Annotated in this window: 18 protein-coding genes; 7 read left to right on the top strand and 11 right to left on the bottom strand. The window is 70.9% G+C overall.

Annotation, left to right across the window (positions count from 1 at the left end; all coding sequences use genetic code 11):
• Nucleotides 1-57: 57 nt before the first annotated feature.
• Nucleotides 58-1,752, bottom strand: coding sequence for a thiamine pyrophosphate-binding protein (locus M2165_RS01645; protein ID WP_280812920.1), 1,695 nt, complete (start codon nucleotides 1,750-1,752; stop codon nucleotides 58-60).
• 59 nt (nucleotides 1,753-1,811) lie between these two features.
• Here M2165_RS01645 and M2165_RS01640 point away from each other — a divergent pair, with 59 nt between their 5' ends.
• Nucleotides 1,812-2,540: a GntR family transcriptional regulator gene (locus M2165_RS01640; RefSeq protein WP_280812919.1), complete on the top strand. Its 729-nt coding sequence runs from the start codon at nucleotides 1,812-1,814 to the stop codon at nucleotides 2,538-2,540.
• A 133-nt stretch (nucleotides 2,541-2,673) separates the two neighbouring features.
• Here the strand turns inward: M2165_RS01640 and M2165_RS01635 are convergent, their stop codons facing one another.
• Nucleotides 2,674-3,336 carry a TetR/AcrR family transcriptional regulator gene (locus M2165_RS01635; RefSeq protein ID WP_280812918.1) on the bottom strand — a complete coding sequence of 221 codons (663 nt, stop codon included), beginning with the start codon at nucleotides 3,334-3,336 and terminating at the stop codon, nucleotides 2,674-2,676.
• Between the two features lie 125 nt (nucleotides 3,337-3,461).
• Between M2165_RS01635 and M2165_RS01630 the strand changes: the two genes are divergently transcribed.
• Nucleotides 3,462-3,965: a DinB family protein gene (locus M2165_RS01630; protein WP_280812917.1), complete on the top strand. Its 504-nt coding sequence runs from the start codon at nucleotides 3,462-3,464 to the stop codon at nucleotides 3,963-3,965.
• Between the two features lie 53 nt (nucleotides 3,966-4,018).
• Here the strand turns inward: M2165_RS01630 and sulP are convergent, their stop codons facing one another.
• Both sulP and M2165_RS01620 read right to left on the bottom strand, forming a co-directional pair.
• Nucleotides 4,019-5,704: a sulfate permease gene (gene sulP, locus M2165_RS01625; protein ID WP_280813158.1), complete on the bottom strand. Its 1,686-nt coding sequence runs from the start codon at nucleotides 5,702-5,704 to the stop codon at nucleotides 4,019-4,021.
• A 282-nt stretch (nucleotides 5,705-5,986) separates the two neighbouring features.
• Entirely contained in the window at nucleotides 5,987-6,259 is a 273-nt protein-coding gene (locus tag M2165_RS01620; protein WP_280812916.1) for a hypothetical protein, read from the bottom strand.
• Nucleotides 6,260-6,567: 308 nt separating this feature from the next.
• On the opposite strand from M2165_RS01620, the gene glgX reads away from it, so the two are divergent.
• The 3 genes from glgX to M2165_RS01605 are packed head-to-tail and all read left to right on the top strand — an operon-like array spanning nucleotide 6,568 to nucleotide 9,939.
• Nucleotides 6,568-8,697, top strand: a complete 2,130-nt coding sequence (gene glgX / locus M2165_RS01615) for a glycogen debranching protein GlgX (protein ID WP_280812915.1) — start codon at nucleotides 6,568-6,570, stop codon at nucleotides 8,695-8,697.
• A 4-nt stretch (nucleotides 8,698-8,701) separates the two neighbouring features.
• The gene (locus tag M2165_RS01610) at nucleotides 8,702-9,331 is read left to right on the top strand and encodes a DNA-3-methyladenine glycosylase (RefSeq protein ID WP_280812914.1); all 630 of its coding nucleotides are present in this window, start codon (nucleotides 8,702-8,704) and stop codon (nucleotides 9,329-9,331) included.
• A 29-nt stretch (nucleotides 9,332-9,360) separates the two neighbouring features.
• Nucleotides 9,361-9,939, top strand: a complete 579-nt coding sequence (locus M2165_RS01605; protein WP_280812913.1) for a hypothetical protein — start codon at nucleotides 9,361-9,363, stop codon at nucleotides 9,937-9,939.
• A gap of 9 nt (nucleotides 9,940-9,948) precedes the next feature.
• Here the strand turns inward: M2165_RS01605 and M2165_RS01600 are convergent, their stop codons facing one another.
• The 3 genes from M2165_RS01600 to M2165_RS01590 form a co-directional block, all read right to left on the bottom strand.
• A complete protein-coding gene (locus M2165_RS01600; RefSeq protein WP_280812912.1) occupies nucleotides 9,949-15,624 on the bottom strand; it encodes an autotransporter outer membrane beta-barrel domain-containing protein in 5,676 nt (1,891 codons plus the stop codon).
• A 181-nt stretch (nucleotides 15,625-15,805) separates the two neighbouring features.
• Nucleotides 15,806-16,633: a hypothetical protein gene (locus tag M2165_RS01595; protein ID WP_280812911.1), complete on the bottom strand. Its 828-nt coding sequence runs from the start codon at nucleotides 16,631-16,633 to the stop codon at nucleotides 15,806-15,808.
• A gap of 55 nt (nucleotides 16,634-16,688) precedes the next feature.
• Complete coding sequence (locus M2165_RS01590; protein ID WP_280812910.1) at nucleotides 16,689-17,150, bottom strand: hypothetical protein; 462 nt, start codon at nucleotides 17,148-17,150, stop codon at nucleotides 16,689-16,691.
• Nucleotides 17,151-17,326: 176 nt separating this feature from the next.
• On the opposite strand from M2165_RS01590, the gene M2165_RS01585 reads away from it, so the two are divergent.
• On the top strand, nucleotides 17,327-20,296 hold the full coding sequence (locus M2165_RS01585; protein WP_280812909.1) for a CHAT domain-containing protein: 2,970 nt from the start codon (nucleotides 17,327-17,329) through the stop codon (nucleotides 20,294-20,296).
• Nucleotides 20,297-20,341: 45 nt separating this feature from the next.
• The gene (locus M2165_RS01580) at nucleotides 20,342-21,139 is read left to right on the top strand and encodes an aminoglycoside adenylyltransferase family protein (RefSeq protein ID WP_280812908.1); all 798 of its coding nucleotides are present in this window, start codon (nucleotides 20,342-20,344) and stop codon (nucleotides 21,137-21,139) included.
• Here M2165_RS01580 and M2165_RS01575 read toward each other — a convergent pair.
• The 4 genes from M2165_RS01575 to M2165_RS01560 form a co-directional block, all read right to left on the bottom strand.
• A complete protein-coding gene (locus M2165_RS01575; protein WP_280812907.1) occupies nucleotides 21,126-22,097 on the bottom strand; it encodes a hypothetical protein in 972 nt (323 codons plus the stop codon). The two genes, M2165_RS01580 and M2165_RS01575, sit on opposite strands and share 14 nt — an antisense overlap.
• Complete coding sequence (locus M2165_RS01570) at nucleotides 22,082-23,419, bottom strand: glycosyltransferase (RefSeq protein WP_280812906.1); 1,338 nt, start codon at nucleotides 23,417-23,419, stop codon at nucleotides 22,082-22,084. Before M2165_RS01570 ends, M2165_RS01575 begins: the two co-directional genes overlap by 16 nt.
• Before the next feature lie 174 nt (nucleotides 23,420-23,593).
• Complete coding sequence (locus M2165_RS01565; protein ID WP_280812905.1) at nucleotides 23,594-23,914, bottom strand: DUF3325 family protein; 321 nt, start codon at nucleotides 23,912-23,914, stop codon at nucleotides 23,594-23,596.
• Nucleotides 23,907-25,616, bottom strand: coding sequence for a PepSY-associated TM helix domain-containing protein (locus M2165_RS01560; protein ID WP_280812904.1), 1,710 nt, complete (start codon nucleotides 25,614-25,616; stop codon nucleotides 23,907-23,909). The genes M2165_RS01565 and M2165_RS01560 overlap by 8 nt, the downstream gene beginning before the upstream one ends.
• Nucleotides 25,617-25,620: the final 4 nt, after the last annotated feature.

The raw sequence follows: 25,620 nt of genomic DNA, 5'->3' as shown, positions 1-25,620 counted from the left end.
CTGTTTCCCTTTCATCAAAGCTGCGCGTGAAACCCCGGATGTTGCAGGAAGCGTGCCTCAGCCCATCCACTGGCTGACCGGCACCGCCGTGTCCTGCAGCGGCTGCGAGAGCACGTCGACCAGCGCGGGGCCGTCGTGCGCGAGCGCGGCCTTCAGCGCGCCTTCGAGCTCGGACGGGTCCTCGACGCGCCAGGCCTTCACGCCGAAGGCCTCGGCCACGCGCGCATGGTTGGTGCGGTCGAAGTCGACCGAGAAGTAGCGCTCGTCGTAGCCCGTCTTCTGGCTCGCCTTGATCCAGCCGAACACCGAGTTGGAGAACACGATCATCTTCAGCGGCACGCGGCGGCGCACGATGGTCTCCAGTTCGCCGCAGGTGAAGCCGAAGCTGCCGTCGCCCATGACCGAGACCACCACCGCATCGGGCCGGCCGAAGGCGGCACCGACGCCGGCGGCCATCGAAAAGCCGAGCGCACCGTGCGCGCGGTTGGTGATGAAGTGGCGGCCCGACTGCGGCGCATCGAAGTAGGCCGCGAAGTACGGGCACGGCGTGCCGGGGTCGGCCACCACCACGGCCTGGGCGGGCAGCAGGCGGTTGAGCGCATCGACCACGCGCTCGGGCTTGATCGGGCGCTCGCCCGAGCGCGCGAGCTCGGCGAAGAAGGCGCGCTTCTGCGCCTGGCTGCGCGCCACGATCGCGCGGCCGTCGGCCGCGTCGGCCGGTCGCGCGGCGATGCGTTCGCGCACCGCGGCCGCGAGTGCCGCGAGGCCGAGGCGCGCGTCGCCCACCAGCGCCACGTCGGTGCGGTAGTTGGTGGCGATGGTGCCGGGGTCGATGTCGAGGTGCAGGATCGCGACTTCGCGCGCCGGCATCTTCCAGTGCTCGGTGGTGGTGGAGCCCGCGCGCGCGCCGACGAAGAGCACCAGGTCGGCCTGCGCGATCACGTCGCGCGTGGCCTCGACGCCGCCGTTGGTGCCGATCACGCCGGCATTGAGCGCGTGGCCGCTCGGCAGGCTGCCGCTGCCGCTGATCGTGAGGCACACCGGCGCGTTGAGCTGCGTGGCGAGCGATTCGAGCTCGGCATGCGCACCCGAGATGACCACGCCGCCGCCGCAGACGATGACCGGGCAGCGCGCCGCCGCCAGCATGGCCGCCGCGCGCTCCACCTCGGCCGGGTCGGGCGCGAAGCGGTAGGCCGGGTAGCGGTCGTGACCGGGCTGGGCCCAGATGTCGGCCGGATCGATGGCGTGCTTCTGCACGTCGTAAGGCAGGCAGATGTGGGTGGCGCCGGGGCGGCCCGTGACCATCGCGCGGAAGGCGCTGCGCACCGCATGCGGGATCTGGTCGACGCGGTCGATGGTGGTGTTCCACTTCGTGAGCGGCTGGTAGAGCGCCTGCTGGTCGAGCTCGGTCAGCGGGAACTTGCCGCGCGCGCCGACCGACACGTCGGAGGTGATGCCGAGCACGGGAATGGCCGACTCGTTGGCCTCCACCAGGCCCGGCAGCAGGTAGGTCGCGCCGCCGCCGCTCGGGCCCTCGCACACGCCGGGCTTGCCGGTGACGCGCGCATAGGCGTCGGCCATGTAGGCGGCGCTGCGCTCGTCGCGCGTGAGCACGTGGTCCATGCCGTGGTCGAGGCGCGCGAGCGCATCGTAGAAAGGAAGGCTGGTGTCGCCGCACAATCCGAAGATGTGCTTGACGCCGTTGAGCTGCAGCATGCGCACCATCGCGTCGGCGCCGTTCATGGAAGACATTGTCGGGAAGCTCCGGCAGTTGAAATCGGTTGAAAATTCATTTCAGTATACTTAAAAGCATGCAGAGCACAAGCAGCCGCGGCGCGCGCCCCTCCAGGCCGGCGCCCATTTCCAAGACGCGCCGCGAGCGCGGCTCGGGTGTTTTCGAGGCGCTGCGCGACATGGCGATCTCCTACCAGCTCAAGCCCGGCGAGCGCCTGAGCGAGATCGAACTGGCCCAGCGCCTGGGCGTGAGCCGCACGCCGGTGCGCGAGGCGCTGACGCGGCTCGTCAACGACGGCTTCCTGCTGCCCGCGACGCGCGGCTTCGTGCGCCGCCCGCTCGACGTGCAGGAGACGCTCGATCTCTACGAGGCGCGCGTGGCGGTCGAGAGCGCCTGCCTGTCGCTCGCGATCGAACGCGCCACCGACGCGCAGATCGCCGAGGCCCGGGCCTGGCTGGCCGCGAGCCAGAAGGCCGCGCCCGACACGCCGGTCGAGCAGTTGGTGGAGCTCGACGAAGGCTTCCACCTGCGCATCGCGGACATGGCACGCAACCAGGAGCTGCGCCGCATGCTCGGCGTGCTCAACGCGCGCATCCGCTTCATCCGCTGGATCGACATGGAGAACGTGGGCCGCAGCGCCACGCAGAAGGAGCACCAGCAGATCCTCAAGGCCCTGCAGGCGCGCGACGAGGTGGCGGCGCAGCAGGCACTCAAGTCCCACATCGGGCTGCGCAAGGAGCAGATCGTGGAGGCGATCGCGAAGGGGCTGGCACGCATCTACCTGCCGCCGGACGCGTTGGGCTGAGGGCCGGTCGGCCTGGTCTTTGGAGAACGCGATTCGCGCGCTGCCGCTGCCGAGCGCCTCTGCCAGCGCGGCGGGGTCGTCCACATGGCCCAGGCGCGTGTATGCGTAGGGCGAGAAGACGCTATCAGTCGGTCTAATCAACGCGCGCCCGGCGGCGACGGCTTCCGCGCTGGCCCTGCAGGTAACCGGTCACGAGGCGCGCGCCGTCCTCGATGAGCGCGGCCATCCGGTCTTCGGTCAGCACCTTGGCATGGTGCAGCACCGCGTTGTGCGTCAGCGCCTCGATCGTGGTGACGCACACGAACGAAGCGAGTTCGAGGTCATCGACGCCGAGCTCGTCGCGGGTACCTTCGAGAAAGGCCCGGAACAGCGTGAAGTTCTCACGGCTGAAGGTCTCCAGCTTCTCGAGCGGACCGACCCGCGGGATCTGCTCGGCGAGCACGTGATGCAGCCGGGGATCGAGACGGTGCGCCTGGACCGCGGCCGCGACGAAGCTGCGCACCGCCTGGCCCAGCGGCTGGCCCGAGGCCCGGTCCAGCGCGCTTCGCACCGTCTGCATGAGCTGCTGCTGGTGGCGCTCGATCACGGCCGCGACGAGCGCCTCCTTGCTCGGGAAATACTGATAGAGCGAGCCGATGCTCACCCCCGCGACTTCGGCGATGCGGTTGGTGCTCGCCTTGTCGAAGCCCTCCTTCACCAGAATGCGAGCAGTGGCTTCGATCAGGTGGTCCACGGTCGCGCGCGAGCGCGCCTGCGTGGCGATTTTCCTGGGGCGGGTGACTGGTTTTCGCGCCATCTTCCGGTGCCGGCAATGCGAGTGGAAAAAGCGAATGATCGCTCATATTCTGGAAGGACGCGCACGGTCGGCACAGCCTTCCGCATGCAAGAGCCGGTGCGCGCAAATTCCAGGAGACCCACCCCATGAACGGCACATTGCAGCACCTCTTCGGCTTCAAGGCCTGGGCGAACGATCAGCTGTTGACAGCGCTCGCCGGGCTTCCACACGGCTCGCCCATCACGCCGCTGGCCATCAAGGCCCTGAGCCACACCTACGTGGTCGACCGGATCTTCGCCGCGCACATGCGGGGCGAAGCCCATGCGTACACATCGGCCAACCTGAGCGAGATGCCGATGCTCGAAGCACTGTCCGCCGACCTCCGGCGCAGCGATCAGGAATACATCGCCTATGCGGCGACGCTCGACGCCCACCGATTGGCCGAGCGGATCGACTTCGCGTTCACCGACGGCGCGCCGGGCTGCATGACGCGCGAGGAGATGCTCATGCACGTGGTGACGCACGGCGCAGGCCATCGCGGGCAGATCAGCGCGGTGATGTTGCTGCACGCGGCGGCGCCGGCCAAGGACGGCTTCGCCACCTACCTGCACGAGGTGGAGGCGGCGACGAGGAGACGGGTTCCGGCTTGAAGCGCGGCCACAGCTCGCGCGTGAAGGCTCCGGCTGCCTCGGCCGGAACCGCTTCAGCGCCCTTCAGCATCCTCCCAGTCCACCCACTCCACCGCATGCGCGTCGAGGTAGCCGCTGACCGCCGCGCCGAGCGTCGGAAAGAACGCCGCCTCGCCAAGCCGCGCACGCAGTCCGAACCGATCCAGCTTGTCCTTGACCGGGTCCTTCATCTCCGCGAAGCGCAGCGCGATGCCGGCCGCATGCAGGCTCTCGATCAGCTCGGCCAGCATGTCGGCCGCGGTCACGTCGACGCTGGTCATGGGTTCCGCCGCGACCACCAGCCAGCGCACCGGCGTGGGCGATTCGGCCACCGCGTCGAGCACGCGCTCGTGGAACTGCTCGGCATTGGCGAAGAACAGCGGCGCATCCCAGCGGAACAGCACCAGGCCGGGGACCAGGCGCGCGTGCGGGTAGCGCGTGATGTCGTGATAGCCCTTCACGCCGTCGGCGCGGCCCAGCACGGTGGAGTAGGGGCGCCAGGCGTCCCAGAGGAATTCGATCACCGCGATCACCACCGCGAGGCCGATGCCCTCGACCGCACCCAGCAGCACCACGCCGGCGGTGCAGGCGATCGAGAGCCAGCACTCCCAGCGCTGGACGCGGTAGATGCGCCGCAGGTCGGCGATCTCGATCAGGCCGATCGCCGATGCGATCACCACCGCGGCCAGCGCGCTGGTCGGCAGGTTCTTCAGCAGGTCCTGCGCCGCCACCAGCAGCAGCGCCACCGCGAGCGCACCGACCACGCCGGCCAGTTGGGTCCGCGCGCCCGCGGCCTCCGCCACCGGCGTGCGCGACGAACTGCCGCTGACCGGAATGCCCTGGAACAGCCCGGCCGCGAGGTTGCAGGCGCCGAGCGCCACCATCTCCTGGTTCGGATCGACCGGGCTGCGCGTGCGCCCGGCATAGACGCGCGACAGCACGCTGGTGTCGGCGAACGAGACCAGCGCGACGGCGCAGCCGCCGACCAGCACGGGAACGATGTCGGCGGCGGTGATCCACGGCAGGTTGAAGGCCGGCAGGCCGCGCGGAAGCCCGCCCAGCACCGCGACCCCGCCGCGCGCCGCGAGGTCCAGCGCGCCGACGACCACGGTCGCGCCCACCACCGCGATCAGCATGCCCGGTACGCGCCGGCGGCCCTTGAGCAGCAGGATCACCGCGAGCGTGCCCACGCCGATCGTGAGCGTGACGCCGTGGGTCTTGCCGTCCATCACCGCCACGGCGAAGGACCGGAGCTGCGCCAGCGGCGCCTCGCCCTCGACCGAGAACCCGAAGAGTTTGGGCAACTGGCTGATCAGCACCGTGAGCGCGATGCCGTTCATGTAGCCGTAGCGGATCGGCTTGGACAGCAGCTCGGTGACGAAGCCCAGGCGTGCGATGCCGGCAAGGATGCACGCGGCGCCCGAGACCAGCGCCACCATGCCGGCCAGCGCGATCGCGCGCTGCGGATCACCGCCCGAGAGCGGCAGCACCACGGCCAGGATGAGCGCGGCGAGCGACGAATCCGGCCCCATCACCAGGATGCGGCTGGGCCCGAACAAGGCATAGACGAGCAGCGGCACGATCGTCGCGTAGAGCCCGTGGATGCCCGGCACGCCCGAGGCCTGCGCGTAGGCGATGCCCACGGGCACCAGCATCGTCGTCAGCACCAGGCCGGCGAGGATGTCGTGGCGCAGCCAGGCCATGCGGTAGCCGCGCAGCATGCGCAGGCCCGGCAGCCAGCGGCCCCAGCCGTGCGCGTCGGCGGCTTTCGTCCGGCGCGTGATGCGGCCTGGTTCCGGGGCGGGCGGTGAAGGTTCCGATGGGCTCATGCGGCGCGGGGCTCGTCGCGTGCGGAACGACGCCGCCGGTGGTTGGCAGACGCCGAGAATACCCAAAGGCTGAGTTCAGTCCGCGCCCTCGCGTGCCACGCAGGAGCAAGCCGACCGGGCGCTGAAGCGAGCGCCCCACCGGCGTCCCGAGACCGCCCCGGCTTGACCGCGGCCCTAGTTGGCCCGCGACGAAGACGACGGCGTACCCGCCGCCGCGCGGGGCACCGCGAACACGCCGCGCACCGGTTCCTTGCGCGCACGCGCCGGCGCGATCGGCACGACCGCGGGCGCCACGGCAGCCGGCGTCGGAACGCCGCCCAGGTCGAGCTGAAGCGCCGCGAAGCGCGCCTCCGCTTCCTTGCGCAGGCGCCGGATCTGCTCGATGTCCGACAGCGCGAAGGCCTTGCGCCCGCCGTGCGAGCGCTGATGGAGGGTGTGGATGGCCATGTATGCCGCACTTTCCGCGGCCATCCATGCCAGGAAATGGGTGTTTCGGTCTTCTCCTGGCTGCATGGCTGTGGTCCCTCCGGTGATGTCGGTCGTTGCGTCGGCACCGACTTTGGCAGCGCGCCCGGCGCGGCTTGTAGGCCGCCGCCATCACCGGGCGCCGGCCAATGGCGTATCAGCGCCGCGGCGTGTTTCCGCGCCGCCGCGCTCGGGTCGAGGCAAATGCCTACGCAAGTTCGCAGGCCGGCGGCCCGACACTCTTGCCACGCCGCTTCCCACCCCTTCCGTTCCTCTTGAGCACCCACGCCATGCCCGCTGCACGCCCCGCCCATCCGCCGCTCACGGTCCTCGAAGGTTCTCCCCATCCGCTGGGCGCCACGTTCACCGGCGACGGCGTGAACTTCGCCGTGTTCTCGGCCCACGCCACCCGGGTCGAGGTCTGCATCTTCGACGACGCAGGCACCACGCAGACCGGCTGCGTGACGCTGCCCGAGTACACCGACGAGATCTGGCACGGCTTCGTGCCCGGCCTGCAGCCCGGCGCGCGCTACGGCCTGCGCGTGCACGGGCCCTACGAACCCGAGAAGGGCCATCGCTTCAACCATCACAAGCTGCTGATGGACCCCTACGCCAAGGCCTACATGGGCGAGCTCAAGTGGGGTCCCGAGGTGTTCGGCTACACGCTCGGCCATCCCGACGGCGACCTGAGCTTCGACGAACGCGACAGCGCGCCCTTCGTGCCCAAGTGCGTGGTGGTCGATTCGCGCTTCGAATGGACCCAGACCGACGCGATGCGGGTGCCGTGGAAGGAAACCGTCTTCTACGAGGCGCACGTGCGCGGCTTCACGATGAAGCATCCGGACGTGCCCGAGCAGTTCCGCGGCACCTTCGCCGGCATGGCGCGCGACGAGGTGCTGGCGCCGATCCGCGCGCTGGGCGTGACCAGCGTCGAGCTGCTGCCGGTGCAGATGTTCCTCAACCAGTCGTACCTGCTCGACAAGGGCCTGACCAACTTCTGGGGCTACGACACCATCGGCTTCTTCGCGCTCGATCCGCGCTACATGGACGGCCCGCACATCGACGAGTTCAAGCACATGGTCGACCGCTTCCATGCGCACGGGCTCGAGGTGATCCTCGACGTGGTCTACAACCACACGCCCGAGGGCAACGAGCTCGGCCCCACGCTCTCGTTCAAGGGCATCGACAACGCGAGCTACTACCGCCTGCTGCCCGACCAGCCGCGCTACTACATCAACGACACGGGCACCGGCAACACCGTGAACCTGAGCCATCCGCGCGTGCTGCAGATGGTGATGGACAGCCTGCGCTACTGGGTCACCGAGATGCACGTGGACGGCTTCCGCTTCGACCTCGCGACCATCCTCGCGCGCGAGCCGCACGGCTTCGACGACGGCAGCGGCTTTCTCAAGAGCTGCCGGCAGGACCCGGTGCTCTCCAGCGTCAAGCTCGTCGCCGAGCCCTGGGACATCGGCCCCGGCGGCTACCAGGTCGGCAGCTTCCCGCCCGGCTGGGCCGAGTGGAACGACCAGTTCCGCGACACGGTGCGCGCCTACTGGAAGGGCGACGAAGGCATGGCGGGCAAGCTCGCGCAGTGCCTGACCGCGAGCGCCGACCGCTTCAACCAGCGCGGGCGCCGGCCCTGGGCCAGCGTGAACTTCGTCAGCGCGCACGACGGCTTCACGCTCGCCGACACCGTGAGCTACAACGAGAAGCACAACGAGGCCAACGGCGAGGACAACCGCGACGGCCACTCCGACAACCGCTCGTGGAACTGCGGCGTCGAGGGCCCGACCGACGACGAGGCCGTGCGTGCGCTGCGCGCGCGCCAGCAGCGCAACATGCTCGCGACGCTGCTGCTCTCGCAGGGCACGCCGATGCTGCTGGCCGGCGACGAGTTCGGCCGCACGCAGCAGGGCAACAACAACGCCTACTGCCAGGACAACGAGATCTCCTGGGTCGACTGGGCGCTGGCGCGCAGCGAGGACGGGCGCGCGCTGACCGCCTTCGCGACGCGGCTGCTCGAACTGCGCCGCGAACTGCCCGCGCTGCGGCGCAACCGCTTCCTGGTCGGCGCCTGGTACGAGCGCATCGGCGCCAAGGACGCCACCTGGCTCACGCCCACGGGCGCGGAGATGCAGGCGCCGCAGTGGGAGGACGCGCGCACGCGCTCCTTCGCGCTCATGCTGCACGGCCGCGCGCCAGCCTCGGCGATCCCGGTCGAGGCGCACGATGCCAGCGTGCTGCTGCTGTTCAACGCCTGGCAGGACCCGGTGCCGTTCGTGTTGCCGAAGCCGCCCGCGGGCGCCTGGCAACTCGCGCTCGACACCGCCGACCCGGCGCTGCGCGACGTCGCGCATGCCGGCACCGACCCCTACCTCGTGACCGGCCGCTCGGTGCTGGTGTTCACGAGCCGCTAGGGCGATGCCGGACCGGAGCGACGCCGCACGCATCGCCGAATTCTTCGCCGCGCCCGCACCGGAGGTGGCGCGGCGGCTCATCGGCGCCCGGCTGCTGATCGGCGGCGTCGGCGGCCGCATCGTCGAGACCGAGGCCTACGACGGCGAGGACCCGGCCTCGCACAGCTTCGGCGGCAGGACCCGACGCAACGGGGCCATGTTCGGTCCGCCCGGCCATGCCTACGTCTACCGCTCGTACGGGCTGCACTGGTGCCTCAATTTCGTCTGCAGCGAGGAAGGCCACGGCGCGGCCGTGCTGATCCGCGCGCTGGAGCCGACCCACGGCCTGGCGCGCATGCGGCAGCGCCGCGGCCTCGAGGACATCCGGCTGCTGTGCGCCGGCCCGGGGCGGCTCGCGCAGGCGCTCGCGATCGACCTGCGGCTGAACGGCGCCTTCCTCGGCGCGGCGCCGTTCGCGCTTTCGCTGCCGGCGCCGGACGCGCCCCCGCCCGAGGTCGATGCGGGACCGCGCATCGGCATCTCGAAAGCCGTGGACCGACCCTGGCGCTTCGCGGCGCGCGGCTCACGCTTCCTGAGCCGGCCGATGCGCGCGGCCGGCACGCTGGCAGAATCCGCGGCGCCGCGAGAGAGATGACAAGCGGCTTCGCCATCGCCTTCCCGCCCATGCCCGCGCCTCGCCGTCCTCACGCGCTGTACCGCAGCGCCCTGCTCGCCCTGCTGTTCATGTCCGCTTCGACCGCCTTGACCGCCGCCCCTGCCGACCGCCCGCCGGCCGGCACCGACGTGGACCAGACGCGCACCGTCGCGCAGTGGCAGCAGCCGGCCGCCGACTGCCTCGCCGTCGCGTTCGAGGGCGTGACCGTGCGGCTCGACCGGCAGGCCCTCGCGCGCCAGGCCGCGGCCCGGCCCGCGCGATGGCGCACCGAGGCCGAGCGGCTCGCACTGATCGAGGCCGACCGCGCCGCCGCCCTGCTCTCGGCCGCGGCCGACGCCACCGACGCGCACGGCTGCGCGCAGCGGGTCGAGGCACCGCTCGGCGCTGCGGCGCAGGCCGTGGTGCTCGCGGCGCTCGAGAACGGCAACGCGGCCGTGTATGTGAAGGAGGCGGCCGAGCCGGTGCCGGCCGTCGCGATCCGCTATCTCGGCAGCCGCTGCGGCCCGACCTGCGGGCGCGGGCACATCATGGTCTCGGTGCCCGGTGCGCAGGCACCGTTCCTGGTGCAGGAATGGTGGGTGGCGTGAGCCGGCCGTTCACCAGCGCACCCGCACGCCCACCGCGCCGCTGACCGAGCTCCCGACCCTGGCCTTGCCGCCCGAGGCCCAGAGCTTGCCGAGCTCGCCGTAGAGGCTGGTCGTCGGGCCGAGCGCGAGCGTGAAGCCGCCCGCGAGTTCGGTGCTCGTGCCCCCCGTGGGCGCGACGATGTCGGTGGTCGTGGCGCCGTTCACGAAACGCGCGAGGTCCATGCCGCTGGAGCTGCGATAGACATTGACGCGGCCATAGGGCTGCAGCGTGCCGAGGCCGGTCGCGATCTCGCCCTTCACGCGCAGGCCCGCGCGCGCGATCCAGCCGCTGTCCGCGCGCGGCTGCACCACCGCGCCGGCGATGGCCGTGTTGTCGAGGTCCATGTGCTGGTGGATCAATTGCAGCTGCGGCTCGATCTGCCAGCCGCCCGCGCCGAGCGCGAAGGCCTGGCCAATTTCCAGCGAGCCGAGCAGGCTGTGGCCCTTGACCATGCTGCCGGCGCCGAACATGGTCTCGGCCGTCGCGCGGTGCCGGCCGGACTGCACGACCGCATCGGCGTAGAAGCCGCTGTCGCTCGTGAACGTGCCGTAGACGCCGAAGTACTGGCTGCGCAGGTCGTTGCGGCCCACCGAAAGATTCTGCAGGCCGCTTGCGAAGCCGCGCACGCGCACATCGCCGTCGAGCTGGCCGACGTAGAGGCCGGCGCGCCAGTTCGGCGCGGCGAAGAGGTCGGTGCCGGCCTGCACGCCCGTGAGGCGGCCGCTGCTCGTGGGGGAGACGGTGCCGCCCTGCCGGATGTCGAGGTCGGTGGAGAGCACACGGGCCCAGGCGCGGCGCTGCGGGCCGCTCGATGCGGCGGGACTGCCCTTCACCTCGTCGTCGCCCACGCGCTTGCGCAGGTCGCCGAGCATCGCGAGGTTGCCCTGGCGCAACTGGCTCGGCAGCGCCGCATGGAGCGAGGCTTCGGCGCGGTAGGTGATCACGGGGGCCGCCGGCGTGCCCGGGGTGGCGGGGAGCGTCGAGCGCAGGTACCAGTTCTCGCCCGCGCCGCTCGCATCGGCCGCATGCAGGCGGTATTCGTAGGCGCCTGCATCGACATGGCCACCCGCGAGGGTGAAGGCGTCCTTGCTGGTCTGCGCAGTGGTGGTTGCGCCGTTCTGCGCGGTGACGACTTCGATGCCGTTGCCGCTCGTGAGCGCGCCCAGGCCGCCGAGGTTGGCGATCTGCACGGTGGTGCGCCCGCTCGCCGTGCCGCCGTCGATCACCAGGCGGTCCGAGGTGCCGCCTTCGCCGAGCACGGTGCCCAGGCGCAGCACGCCATTGCTGCCGACGTAGTTGCCGCGCACGGTGAGCGTGGTGCCCGGCGTGCTGCCGGCGAGCGAGACGGTGCCGCTGTTGGCGAGCGAGGCGACGGTCTGGTTGAAGCCCGCGAGATCGAGCGTCGCACCGGCAGCCACGCTGTGGGCCGAAGCCGCGCTGAAGCTGTTGACCGCACCCGCACGCAAGATGCCCTGCGCCACATCGGTCGCGCCGGTGTAGGTGTTGGCGCCGGTGAGCGTGAGCGTGCCTGTCCCCTGCTTGGTGATGAAGCCGCCGCCGCTGATCGCACCGGCGAGCGTCGCGCTGAAGGCGCCGGTGTCGATCACCGGATCGTTGCTGCCGGTGAGTTCGATCGCGTTGGCGATGGTGAGCCCGTCGGCGCTGAAGCCCAGCGTGGTGCCGTCGTCCATCGCGAGCGCGCCGGTGCCTAGCGCCTGGCTGTGGCCGAGGTTGAGTCGCCCTTGCTTGAGCGCGGTGCCGCCGGTGTAGGTGTTGGCGCCGGAGAGCGTGAGCGCGCCGCTGCCGACCTTGACAAGCGAGCCGCCGGTGCCCGAGACCTCGCCCGAGATCTCGGTGTCGGTGCCGAGCCCGCCGGTGGTCAGCGTCTTGGCGCCGAGGATCACCTGGCCCGCACCCGAGAGCGCGCCGATCGCCACGCCGCCGCTCGAGAGCGAGCGGATGCGCAGGCGCCCGCCCGCGTGGTTGACCACGGTGGCCTGGTCGGCGGTGGCGCGGTCGAAGAAGTCGATCAGGCCGCCGTTCTCGTTGACGAAGGTCGCCTGGCCCGCGCTCGCGTCGTCGAGCAGGTTGATCTCGCCGCCGGCGAAGTTGGTGATCTGCGACTTGCCGGCCGTGGCGTTGAACCACAGCCGCGTCATGCCGCCGCGGTTCTCGATCACCGACGTGCCCGCGCTCGCGCTGCCGCGGAACTCGGCGACCGCATCGGTGTTCATCACGAGGTGCGCATTGCCGGCCGAGCTGTTGTCGCGGAACTGCACCAAGCCCGCGTTGTCGGCGGGCGATGCGCGTCCGGCCGCGGTGATGGTCAGGCCATCGGCCGCGGCGCTGCCGCCGAAGATCAGCGCCGCCTTGCTCGCCACCGAGACCGGCCCGCTGCCGAGCGCGCCGGTCGCGAGCGCCTCGAGGCTGCCCGCCGCCACGGCGGTGCCGCCGGTGTAGCTGTTCGCGGCCACGAGCGCGAGCGTGCCGCGGCCGGTCTTCGTGAGGCCGCCGCTCCCGCCGAGCGCCGAACTCACCGTCAGCGTGTGGAAGGCGCTGTCGACATCGATGGTGCCGCCCGCGGCGCCGAGCGTGGTGCTGCGCGACAAGGTGCCGAAGCCGGTGCCCGTGATCCGGAGCGCGCCGCCGTCGAGCACCAGCGCACCCGCCGCATCGCCGAGTGCCGCATCGCTCGCGACCGACAGCGTGCCGGCGCGCACGTGCGTGCCGCCGGTGTAGGTGTTGGCGCCCGTGAGCGTCAGCGTGCCGGCGCCGGTCTTCGCAAGGCCGTCGGTGCCGGCGATGACGTTGGCGATGGTCGCGTTCCAGCCCGCACTCGCGGCGCTGCCGTCACCCACGCGCACCTCCACCGGCGCGGGGTGGCCCGCATCGGCCACGAGCGTGAGCGCGCCGCCCGCAAGCCGGTAGCCGTCGCTCGCGAACTGCACGCCGCTCGCCGTGACCGCGCCATCGGCGTTGTCGACCGTCACGTTGCCCGCGGCGCCGCCGAAGATCGCAAAGCCCGGCGCCGGCTGCAGCGGCCCGGCGACTGCGCCCGTCACGTCGGCCCAGTTGGCCGCGCCCATCGACCAGGTGCCGTCGCCGCCGCCGCTCTGGGAGCCGCTCGCAAGGCCGTTGCCGTTCCAGAAGTTCAGCGTGTAGCCGGCCGCGGTGATGAGGTTGATCTTCTTGCTGGCCCCGAGGATCTGGATCACCTGGCCCGGCGGCGGCATCAGGCCGCCGTTCACGAACAGCGTCTGGCCCCACGAGAACAGGTTGTAGACGCCCGGCCCCATCCCGCCCACGTTGGTGACGTTGATCGTGGGCGCGTTGAGCGTGAGGTTGCCGCCGACCGAGACGTTGTCGCCCTGCCCCGCCGCACCGCCGCTGCCGGGCGCGCCGAGGTCGAAGTCGAGCTGGGCGCCGGCGCCGATCGTGAGGTCGCCGTCGATGCGCAGCGCGCCGATGCGGGTGGCGGTGTCGCCGGCTGCGAGGTGCGCGCCGCTGGCGAGCGTGACGTTGCCGCCGACGGTACCGAAGCCGCCCAGCGTGGCGCCCGAGGCCACGTCGACCGCGCCTGCGACGCGCGCGGTCGGGCTCGCGCTGCTGCCCACCGTCAGGCGCCCCGCGAGCACCTGCGTGAGGCCCGTCGCGTTGTTGCTGCCGTCGAGAATGAACTCGCCGCCGCCCTGCTTGACCAGCGAACCCGTGCCCGCGATGGTGCCGGTGAAGTTCATGCCGGCGGCCATGTCCAGGGTGAGCGTCTTGCTGCCGAGCAGCACGTCGCCGCCGCTCATGAGGCCGCCGATCGTGGTGCCGGCGCCCGAGAGCTTCGAGATGTCGAAGCTGGCGCCGCCAGCGATGCCCACCAGCCCCGTGTTTGCGAGCGCACCGCTGCCTGCGAGCGCGAGCGTGCCCTGCGCGACCAGGGTGACACCGGTGTAGTCGTTGATGCCGGTCATCGTCAACGTGCCGGCGCCGGTCTTGGTGACGGAACCGGTGCCGCTGATGGCGCCGGCGAAGCTCGCGTTCGCGGAATCGTTGATGCTGAGCGCCCGGCTGCCGAGCATGACCGCGCCCGCGCCTTCGAGGGAAGCGATCGGCACGGTGGTGTCGGCGGCCTGGATGTCGAAGGTCGCACCCGCATCCACGGTGAGCCGGCTTCCGCCCGGCAGCCGTCCGGCGGCCGTGAGCGCGAGCGTGCCCTGCGCGACGTGCGTCGCGCCGCTGTAGGTGTTGACGCCGCCGAGGCTCAAGGTGCCGAGAGAAGTCTTCTCGAGCCCGCCCGCACCGGTGATCACGCCCGAGAAACTGCCCGCGGCCACGCCGACGGCCGCATTCGCCAGCACGCCCGTGCGCACGGTGCCCTCGCCCTGGAGGCTTTTCACCGGGCTCAGCGCACTGCCGTGGTCGTTGAAGTCCAGCGTGGCACCGAGCGCCACGGTGGTGGAGGCCGCGGCGCTCGTCATCGCCGCGAGGGCATCGCCGCCCGCGCGCAGCGCGCCGTGGTTGACCGCGATCTTGCCCGGCGTCGCACCGCTGCTCTTGCTGGCGGCGATCTCCACGATGCCGTCCTGTCCGGCCGAGCCGAAGCTCAGGTCGGCGTTGAACACCGGCTGGCCCGTGAGCCGCAAGGTGGTGCCGGCGGCCGCGGCGATGGTCGCGTTGCCGGCGATCGTCAGCGAATTGGCGAGCGTCGTCGTCATCGTGCCGCGCAGCTCCGCATCGCCGATCGTGACCATGCCCGTTCCGAGCGCGCTGCCGTTGCCGACCGCGACCACGCCCTGGTTGATCGTGGTGCCGCCGCTGTAGTTGTTGGCGCCCGACAGCGTCAGCATGCCCGCGCCGTTCTTGATCAGCGCGCCGGTGCCGGACAGCTTGCCGGACAGGCTCGCGTCGAAGCCGTTGGTGTCGATGGTCGAGGTGGTGCCGCCCATCGTGGCATCGACCGCATTCGCAAGGCCCCCGTTGATCACGCGCAGCATGCCGCCGTTCCAGTTGAACGCCCCCGTCGCGCCCGCGGCGGGCGGAGACAGTCCTGCCCCCCCGAGTTCGAGCGTCCCCCCGCTGTTCAGGTTCACCGTGCCCGAGCCGCCCGGGGTGGCGCCGAGTTCGAGCACGCCGCCGACCGTGACCCGGCCGCCGTTCGCGATCGTCAGCACGCCCTGGCCGCTGCTCGCGAAGCCCAAGGTCATGCCGCCCACGTCGAGCCAGGCGCCGCCGCCATCGACTTCCACCGTGCCCCTGAAGCCGCGGCCGAGCCCGATCTTCACGGCCTGGAGCTGGCCGCCCGCGAGCACGCGCACGGTGCCGTCACCGATGGTGTCGCCCACCGTGAGGAAGTGGACCCGGGCGGAGCCGCCGATGATCTGCGCCTCTCCTTCGTAGACCTGGGCGTCGTCGGCCGCCGTCGGCACCGTGCCTTCATCCCAGTTCAAAGCATTGAACCAGCTGCCCACTGACATGCCCCACCCGTAGACCGCGGCCGAGGCGCCGAGCGGCATCGCACCGAGCATCGCCGCGATCGCGATGACCACCGCGGAGTGCGCACTCGAGCGCCCCCCGGACGAAGATTTCGCGGTCTCGGGAACGGCCTGGCGCGCGCCGGTACGGCGGTTGATGACGATGCGGTGGGTACGGTTCATGGCAGGAGAAGCGCGCAGCACCGCTGCGACATGGTCAGGAATATGGGGGAATCGTAAGTTTGAGTTTCAATTGTTAAATAAATAGACGGCCCGCGTCTACGGAAGATTGCGCCCGCTCGGTGGATCGGCGTACGCCGACGCGGCTTCGCTGCCTTCGGCAATCGGCAGTGGCGCCTGGCGCCTAGCCCGACTTGAGCAGCCCCACCACGCCGGTCGCGACCGAGAGCACCGCCGTCGCGATCGGCGCCACCAGCGTGATGACTTCCTTGATGCTCTCGGTATAGCGCTTGATGCGCTTGGCCCGGCCCGGCAGCGGCGCGTCGCCCTCGATCGCCTGCGCGAGCTTCGTCGCCATGCGGTCGATGCCGCGGTTGCGCCGGCGCAGCACCAGCATGCCCGTGAGGATGCCGGTGATGTGGCTGAAGCCGATGCTGAGGATGTAGTAGACGACCTCGCGCCATTCGCGCGCATCGCGCGGCAGGAAAGGCTGCTCGTCGACCTGCGCGACCACGGCCGTCATCGCGGCCACCGAGCTCACAGCGATGAAGCCGGCCGCGAGCAGCTGCTGCGGCAGGCGGACCCTGTACTTGGCGACGAACAGCACGCCGAAGCCGAGCGGCAGCACTACCGACAGCACGCGCAGGTAGATCGGATGGAGATCGAGCAGCATCACCATCACCCCATGCGCGGCCACGAGGCAGGCGACCGGCAGCAGCGGGAACAGCAGCTTCGCGAGCAGCCCCGGCGGGCGCTGCGCGGCCGGCTGGTTGGCCGCCGGCGCGTCGGACGCCTCGGCCGCGGCAGCGTCTTCGGCGGCCGCCGCGGGCTTGGCGAAGCGCTCCGTGATCAGCGCCGCGAGCCGCGCGTTCTGCGCCTCGAGCCTCTCGACCTTGCGCGTCAGCGCCTCGAGTTCGCGCTTCAGCGGCGTGAAGAACAGCAGGTCGCGATGACAGTGCTTGCAGACGATGGCCTGCGCCGAGATGCGCTCGGTGCAGTAAGGGCAGGACATCGTGGAGTCCGCGGACTCCGACGCGGCAACGGGCGCGGCGGCGGCCACTGGCAGCTCAGTCGGCCTTGAAGCTGATCAGCTTGCTGCTGATGCGGCCTTCGGTGTCGGCCACGTCCACCTTTAGCTGATGCTCGCCCGCGGGAACGCGCGCGCCGTCGATCGCGATGCCGCTCTCGCTCACGTGCGTACGCACGCGCTCGGTCAGGTCGACCGCGGGCGACTTCATGTAGACCACGCGCACGCTCTTCGGATCGATGGCGACGCCGCCGCGCGGCTTGAAGCCCACCTTGAGCGCCATCGCGCCCTTGTCGACCGCGCCGGACGGGCTCTGGACTTCGATGCCGGGGCCGCGCGTCAGGCCCGCACGCTTGCCCTCGGCATAGGCCGAAGGCAGCCGCGCCTCGGCATCGGTGATCAGGTCGATGGCCCACGCCTGGGCCGCGAGGAAGCTGCCGAGCAGCGCGAGCAGCATGCGCGAGGACTTCTTCGAGACCGGCACTACGAGGATTCGTGGCATTGAAGTAGGCGGAAGAACGGGGCCACATGCAGCCCTATACTTTTTCCGGTGCAGTTCAAAGGCCGCAGATGCTACCGAAAAATTCGCGCTGGTTCCTTCTGTTTCTTTTCCTGACCATCACGCCGTGCATTGCACAGACAGCATCGCCGCCAGCACCACCACCGCAGCGCGATCCCTTGCGCATCCTCGACGGCCCGCTGCTGCCGCTGCGCGACAAGGTCGTCGAGGCCCGCGGCCTCGCGCAGCGCGGCGCATTCCGCGATGCCGAAGACCTGCTGCAGCAGTCGCTCGACACGGTCGCCGACGAAGCGGCCAACCCGATGCGGCCCTACCTGGCGCGCGACCTGCTGCTCGACCGGCTGATCGACAACGCCGCCGCGCGCTTCGACGACGAGGCGCAGCTGCGCTTCATCGACAGGAAGGTCGCCCTGCGCACCGCCTTCTGGGGCGCCGATGCGAACGCGACGCTGGCCGCGCGTAATGCTTTTGCCTTGCAGCTGTGCAAGCTGGGGCGTTGCGCCGAGGCGCTCGAGATGCAGGACGAGATCGAGCGCAAGACGCTCGCGCTCGCCGGCCCCGATGCGCGCAACACGCTGGTCGCGCGCCACAACCGCACCGTGACGCTGGCGCAGATGGGGCGCTACGCGGAAGCGCTCGAAGCCTCGCAGGGGCTCGCGGCGCGTGCCGAGGCGCGCTGGGGCGCGAACGATGCGACCACGCTGCGCTTCCGCAATGCGGTCGCGACCTTCTACACCGACCTCGGCCGCTATGCGGAGGCGCTCGCGCTGCACGAGCGCGTGTACGAGGCGCGCAAGACCACGCTCGGCGCGAGCGCGCCCGACACGCTGAGTTCGCTCGCGAGCCTCTCGGCCTCGTACTCGGCGCTCGCACGGCGGCGCGAGGCGCTCGCGCTGTCGCAGCGGCTGCACGAGCTCTCCGCGGCCGCCTACGGGCCGCAGCATCCCGGCACCTTGAACGCGGCGGCCGCGCTCGCGCTCGAACTGCGGCGCGCGGGCCGGCTTGAGGAGGCGCGCCGCATGGCGGCGGCGACCTGGGAGCGGCTGCGCGAGGTGCTCGGTCCGCGCCATCCGGACACGCTCTATGCGATGAACATCCACGCGAGCATCCTGGAGCAGATGGGCGCGCACGCGGAGGCGCTCGCGGTCTCGACGCAGGCCTACGAGGCGCGGCGCGAGGTCATGGGCGAGCTGCATCCGCTCACGCTCGCGGCGCGGCAGAGCCTGGGCCGCGCCCTGCTGTCGGCCGGCGACACGCAGCGCGCGCTGGCCGAGCTGACGCAGGCGCACGAAGGCCATGCGCGGCTGCTCGGGCTGCAGCATCCGTACACGCTGCTCGCGCTGGTCGAGCGGCTGCGCGCGGCGATCGCGGCCGACCGGATCGACGACGTGCGGCATCTGCTGCCCGCGTTCCGCACCGACGTGGAGGCGCTGCGCGCGCAGCACGGGCTGAGCAGCAAGAGCCGGCGCACGCTGTTCGAGCGCTATGTCGAAGGCTATCGCCACTACGCGCTCGCGAGCCTGCGCGAGGGCGCGTCCGAGCAGGCCTTCCAGCTGGCCGAACTGTCCAAGGCGCGCACGCTGCTCGAGAGCACGGCGCTGCAGCGCGCGAACCGCGCCGGCGTGCTGCCCAGCGCGGCGCAGGAAGCGGTGGAGCGCCACGAGGCGGAACTCGCGGCGCTCGACCGCGCGCTCGACGAAGCCAAGGGCCAGACCGACCGGCGCCAGGCGCTGGAGTCGGAGCGCAACCGCGTGGTCCGCGCCTATGCCGACCTGCAGCGCGAGCTGCGCGAGCGCCATCCCAAGTACCGCCTGCTCATGGACCCGCCACAGGCCACGCTCGCCGATGCCGCGAAGCTGCTGCCCGCGAACAGCGCCTTCCTGAGCTACCTGACCGACGGCGACCGGGTGCTGGCCTTCGTGGTCGAGCGCCGCGGCCTGGTGCAGGCGGTCGAGCTGCCCGCGCTGCCCGGCCTGAGCGACACCGTCGAGGCCTACCGCAAGCTGGTCGGCGATGCGCTGGAGGGCGGACAGGCGGTGTGGAAGCTCGGGCCCGCGCGCTACCGGATCGCGCCGTCGAACACGCCGCCCGCGCCGGGCGCCGAGCAGGTCGGCGATGCGCGCCCCATCGGCGAACTGCTCGCGAGCCATCTGTTGGCGCCGCTCGCCAGCGCCACCGCGGGCCGCGAGCGGCTCATCGTCTCGCCCGATGCCGCGCTCGCGCTGCTGCCCTTCGAGGCGCTGCCGGTCGGCGGCGAACCGCTCACGCGGCGCCACGACGTGAGCTATGTGCAGTCGCTCTCGATGCTCGCGCTGCTGCAGTCGCGCACCGCCGAGTACCGGCAGCTGCGCGCGCGCCGCACGCTGCTCGCGGTCGGCAACCCGCGCTACCAGGGCGGCGCGGAGGCGCCGCGTCCGGCGGCCGCGCGCTCCGCCGCCGACGGCGGCGCGGTCGATGCCGTGGCCGCGGCGCAGTCGCTCGCCGAGACCGAGACCGAGGTCGACGTCGACGAGGCGATCGGCATGCTGCGCGAGGCCAGTTGGGAGAACCTGCCGGGCACCGCGCGCGAGATCGAAGCCGTGCGCGGCGTGGTGCGGCGCGGCCGCGTCGACACCCTGACCGGCGACAGCGCGACCGAATCGAAGCTGCGCTCGCTCGACCGCGAGGGCGAGCTCTCGAAGTACCGCTACCTGCTGTTCTCGGTGCACGGCTACCTGAGCACCGCGGTGCCCGCGCTCAGCGCGCTGGTGCTCGGCCAGGTGGCGAACCCGCCCGGCATCGACGGCTACCTGACCGCGGCCGAGTGGCCCGGCTACACGCTGCGCAGCGACCTCGTCGTGATGTCGGCCTGCGACACCGGCGTCGGCAAGGTGGTGCACGGCGAAGGCGTGATGGGCCTGCCCTACGCGCTCTACGTGGCCGGCAACACCAGCACGCTGATGACGCTGTGGCCCGTGGCCGACGAAAGCACCGCGCGCTTCATGACCGCCTTCTTCGCGCGCCTGTCGGCCAACGAGACGCCCCAACAGGCGCTCTCGGCCACCAAGCGCGCGTTCGCGGACGGGGCGCATGGCGAGAAACTGCGCAAGCCCGCCTACTGGGCGCCTTTCGTGCTGTACGGCAGCTGAACGCGTGCGTGCCGGCAGCGCAGATGCATAGTTAGCATCGCCGCGATGAACCACGTTGCGATTCCTCCGGCCATCGCGGCCCAGCTTGCGCTTGCACGCGCGGTGCTCGAACGGCAGCTCGGCGCCAACCTGCAGTCGCTGCACCTCTTCGGTTCCGCGCTCGACGGCGGCCTGCAGCCGCGCAGCGACATGGACCTGCTCGCCACGGTCGCCGCACCGCTTTCGGAAGCCGAACGCCGCGCGCTGATGAGCGGGCTGCTGCAGGTGTCGGCGCCACCGGGCGCGCCGGGACCGCTGCGCCCGCTGGAGCTGACGCTGCTGGTGCGCGCGCACGTGGTGCCGTGGCGCTATCCGCCGCTGCGCGAACTGCAGTTCGGCGAATGGCTGCGCGAGCCGCTGCAGGCCGGCATCGTCGCGCCGCCCGAGCGCGATCCCGACATCGCGATCCTGCTGCACAAGGCGCGGCAGCACAGCATCGCGCTCACCGGGCCGGCGGCCGCCGAATGCTTCGCGCCCGTGCCCGCGCGCGACTTCCGCCAGGCGCTGGCCGACACGGTCGCGCAGTGGAATGCGCCGGAGGACTGGGAGGGCGACGAGTGCAACGTGGTGCTCGCGCTGGCGCGCATCTGGTTCAGCCAGGCGACCGGCGGCATCGCGCCCAAGCACGTCGCCGCGGACTGGGTGCTCGAGCGCCTGCCCGCGGCGCACCGCCCCGTGCTCGCGCGGGCGCGCGCCGCCTACGTGCAGGGCGTGGACGACCGGCTGGCGGACCTCGGCGCGGAACTCGCGGCCTTCGTGCGCCACGCACGCGCGGCCATCGAAGACGGCCTCAGAACAGGATGATCCATTCCCCGCGCAGGTAGCGGTACTGGTAGCTCGGGCCCGAGAAGCTGGTGCTGCGGTTGTAGCCGAAGCCGAAGCGGAACACCTGCGAGCCGCGCACGGGGCTCTGCAGGTTCACGTCGAGCAGGCGCGTGGGCTGGCTGATCTCGTGGTTGATCTTCTCGTTGCCCAGGCCCGCGGTGACCGAGGCGGTCCAGCCGTTGAAGCGCTGGCGCCAGCCCACCGCGAACATGCCCTCGCTGTAGCTCTTCGGGTTGAAGTAGGCGCGGTCCACGTCCTCGTGCGTGCTGCGGTAGGTGCGGTAGCGCAGCTGCAGCGTCAGGCCCAGATCGAGCGAGGGCTGGTAGATCACGCGGAAGCGGCCGAGGTCGCGCCGGTTGCCGTCGGAGAAATACTGCTGGCCGAGCAGGCCGACCAGCGTCACGTGCTCGCCGAGGCCCTGGTCCACCGCCACGCCGACGATCGAGAAGTCGATGCCGCGGTCGAGCGACTTCGGCGTCTCGACCCAGTCGCGGTTGACGATGAATTCCACCGCCGTGCGCTTGGCCGGCGTGATGCGGTAGCTGCCGTCGAGCGTGAGCAGCGTATGGCCGCCCTGCTCGAACACGCCCACTTCCATGTTGCCGCCGTCAGCGGTGCGGGTCTCGACCGAGCGTGCGAGGAACGAGAGCTTCTTGCCGTTGCGCCGCCAGCTGTCCTGCTGGTAGTTGTACTCGCCGAGCCGGATGCCGAGGTAGCGGTCGGCGTTCTCGAAGGCCGGGAAGAATTCGGCCGACACGCGGCGCGACTGGAAATGGTCGCTGTCGTTGGTCACGAAGGCCTCGGTGCCGAAGGCCATGTCGGACCGCGCGGCGCCCTTCTCCACATCCTGCGCCTGGCATGGCCCCGCCAGCGCCACGCAGCAGCCCGACAGCGCGACGAGCCAACCGCCCGAAGCCCGCTTCACTTTGTGCCCCATTTCTTCGGCTTTCTCAGCAATTCGTCCAGATAGCCCAGGGCGCTCGCCGGCTGCAGCATGAAGCTGTAGAGCAGCACATAGGCGAAGAAGCCCTGGATGTTCCTGCGCACCACGAGCCCCTGGGTCCTGAAGGTGCGCCGTTCGATCAGGAACTGCAGCAGGCTCAGCGCGAAGGCGGCCGGCAGCAGCGCCAGCGTCATCGGGCCTACGACCCAGTAGTAGCCGAACAGCGCGAGGATCACGCCCGGAATGAACCCGAGCGTGAACGCCACGTCCAGCCAGGGAAAGAACAGGTTCCACCAAATGAAGAAGGTCGACAGCCGCGGCTTCAGCAGGATGCCCGGATGCTGCACGAAGGCTTCGGCCATGCCGCGCGCCCAGCGCTGGCGCTGCTTCACCAACTGCTTCAGCGTGGTGGGCGCATTGGTGAACAGGCACGCGTCCTCGCAGTGGCCCACGCGATAGCCGGCCTTGAGCAGCGCCCAGGTGAGCACGATGTCCTCGCCCACGCACTCGGGCCAGCCGCCCACTTCGGCGAGCGCGTCGCGGTCGTAAATGGAGAAGGCGCCCTGCGCCACCAGCGTGCCCTGGAACAGCGACTGCACCCGCTTGATGGCCGCGATGCCGTGGAAGTAGTCCCACTCCTGGCAGCGCGTGATCCAGTTCAGGCGCGAGTTGCGCACCAGGATCTTGCCCGCCACGGCGCGCGTGTTGGGCGGGTCCTCCAGATAGCGCTCGACGATGTTGGCCAGCGCCCCGCGGTAGAGGAAGGAGTCCGCATCCACCGTGATGACGAGGTCGTGCCGCACCTGCTGGAAGCCGATGTTCAACGCGCGCGCCTTGCCGCCGTTCTTCTCGAGGTCAACGAAGGTGAGCCACGGGTACCGCGCCTGGACGCGGCGGACCACCTCGGCCGTGCCGTCCTTCGATCCGTCGTTCACCACCAGCACCTGCATCTCGCCGGGGTACTTCTGCCGGTCGATGCTGACGAGCGTCTCCTCGATCGAGGCTTCCTCGTTGTAGGCGGCCACGAGGATGGAGATCGGCGGATAGACCTGCAGCGGCACGCGCCGCGGCCGCCGGTCCAACATGAGGCTGATGGCGACGAACGCGTTCATGAAGCCCGGGATGATCGCGATGCCATACACCAGGAAGATCGTGAGCGCGAGGCCGACGTGCTGGCGCAGGTCGTCGAACCACTTCTGCGCAATCCAGATCGAGAACGCCATCCAGGCGATGGCGCCGATCAGCGCGATGGTGAACTTGCCGGCGACCGGCAGGTACAGCCGGGATCGCCGTGGTGTTTGGCTTTGTGCGTTCATGACGCCCTCGGTGGTTCCAGGAATGTTACGCCCGAGAACGTGTTAACTAATTTGTTTACATCTTACCGAGGCACCCGAAATTGTCCGGGGTTTCGCGTCAAAGGTGTGAACTAGTTCACATGAGGTGGCGTTCCTGCACCACAAAGGCGCTGCGGGTTGGGCGGAACGCGTCGCTCAGCGCCGCACCCACGCCACCATCGGCGCGAGCAGCGCCGGCCGCCAGGCCAGCGCAAAGGCGACCGCGACGGCGGCGCCGCTCAGGGTCATGATCCACACCAGCACCGCCATGGTCGGGTGGTCGGCGCGCAGGCACAGCACCAGCGCTGCGGCGATCGCGAACGCGCCCGCGAGCCGCATCGCGGCGGCAATGCCGGCACCGAGCGGCGCCGGGCCGCGCACCTGCTCCCAGTGCACGTCCATCGCGAGCGCGAGCCAGGCCATGCCCGCAAGGTTGGCGAGCGCAGCCGCGAGCAGCAGCAGCCCGGCCTCAGACACGCTCGGCCTCCGCCATCGGCACCGGCTTCAGCGTGCCGCCACCGCCCGCGGCGGCGGCAGCAGCGGCAGCAGCCACGCTCTGGCGCTCGCGCCGGCGCAGCCGTCTCGCGGCCAGCGCCGCAAGGCCGGCACTGACCAGCAGCGCGAGGTCGAGCCCCGCCACCGGCCAGTAGGCCTGCGCCAGCGTCCTGCCGAGGTGGTCGCCGGTGGTGATCCAGTTCAGCGCCACGGCGGACACGGCCAGCGCCGCGATGACCCAGCACTGCTCGCGCCAGGCGGGCGCGAGGCGGGCCTGCGCGACCGGCGCGCTGCGCCAGGCGGCATGCGCGAAGGCCAGCAGCCAGCTGCCCCAGAAGACCGACTTCTCCCAGTCGCCGCGGTGCGAAAGGTCCGCGGGCAGCAGGCGGTTGGCCACGAGGATCGCGAGCGCCGCGATCACCATGCCGGTGACCGTGGTCACCGCGAGCGCATCGACGCAGCGCACCGCACGGCTGCCCTGCTTCGCATGCTGCGCCTTGCGCTTCTCGACGAAGAAGAAGAACCCGGTCGCGATGCACGCGCAGCCCAGCAGGCCGCCCAGCACGTAGAACCAGCGCAGCATCCAGTGCTCGAAGTGCTGCAGGTGCAGCCCGGTGAGGAAGTTGTTGATGCTCGCCACCGGCGTGGGCGGCGGCTCCTCGAGGATGACCTCGCCCGTCGTCGCCGCGAAGTGCACCGCCTGCCCCACGAGCGCGACGCGGTCGCTGCCGGCGCGGTAGATGCTCACGTAGGCGTTGGCGTCTCCCACGTGGTTGATCTGCAGGAAGCCCACTTCGCCGGGCATGTCGCGCGCGGCCCAGCGGCGCTTGGCCTCGAGCACCATCGCGTCGACCGAGGCCATGGGTGCCGGCACGCCGGCCGGCTTGAACGCCAGGCCCTTGGCCTGCGCCTCGGCCATGGCGTGCGCCTGGGCCTGCGGCCGCAGCATGGTCTCGGACACGGGCAGGTAGATGCCCGCGAAGATCGTCAGGCCGGAGAGCGCGAACACGAAATGGAACGGCAGCGCGACCACGCCCGTGAGGTTGTGCAGGTCGAGCATGCTGCGGCGCACGTGCTTGCCCGGGCGGAAGGTGAAGAACTCGCGGAAGAACTTGCGGTGCATCACCACGCCGCTGACCAGCGCTGCCAGCATCACCAGTGCCGCGAGCCCGACGATCCAGTAGCCCAGCGACTTCCATTCGATGTGCAGGCTGTAGTGCAGCGGATAGAAGAACTCGCTGCCGATCTTCAGCTGGTCGTGCGGCAGCACCGCGCCGCTGCGCGGATCGATGGTGACGTGGCCGTGCACATGGTCGTCGGGGTCGTTCGGGTTGTTGGTGACCGCGAACTCGGCATACATCTGCAGCACCGGGTCGCGGTGGGTGGTGTAGGCGCTCCAGTTCATCAGCGGCAGTGAGGCGGGCAGCGGGCCGCCGACGCGGGCGCGCGCGGCCGCGAGCTCCTCTTCCTCGGGCCCGATGGTCTTGAAGATCGGTGCGAGCATGCGGTCGAACGAAGGCATCACCTGCGGCTCGAAGCGCGTCTGCGGAATGGCCCAGCGGTCGATCTCGCGGTCGAACACCGAGAGCGCGCCGAAGAAGAACGCGATCATCAGCACATAGCCGAGCACCAGGCCGAACCAGGTGTGCAGCCAGGCCATGGAGAGGCGGAAGGACTGGAACATGGGT

Origin of the sequence: Variovorax sp. TBS-050B, from assembly GCF_029893635.1 — a bacterium.
Taxonomy (GTDB): Bacteria; Pseudomonadota; Gammaproteobacteria; order Burkholderiales; family Burkholderiaceae_C; genus Variovorax.
Note: the sequence above shows the minus strand (reverse complement) of the source record. Positions and strands in the feature narration are given on the sequence as shown.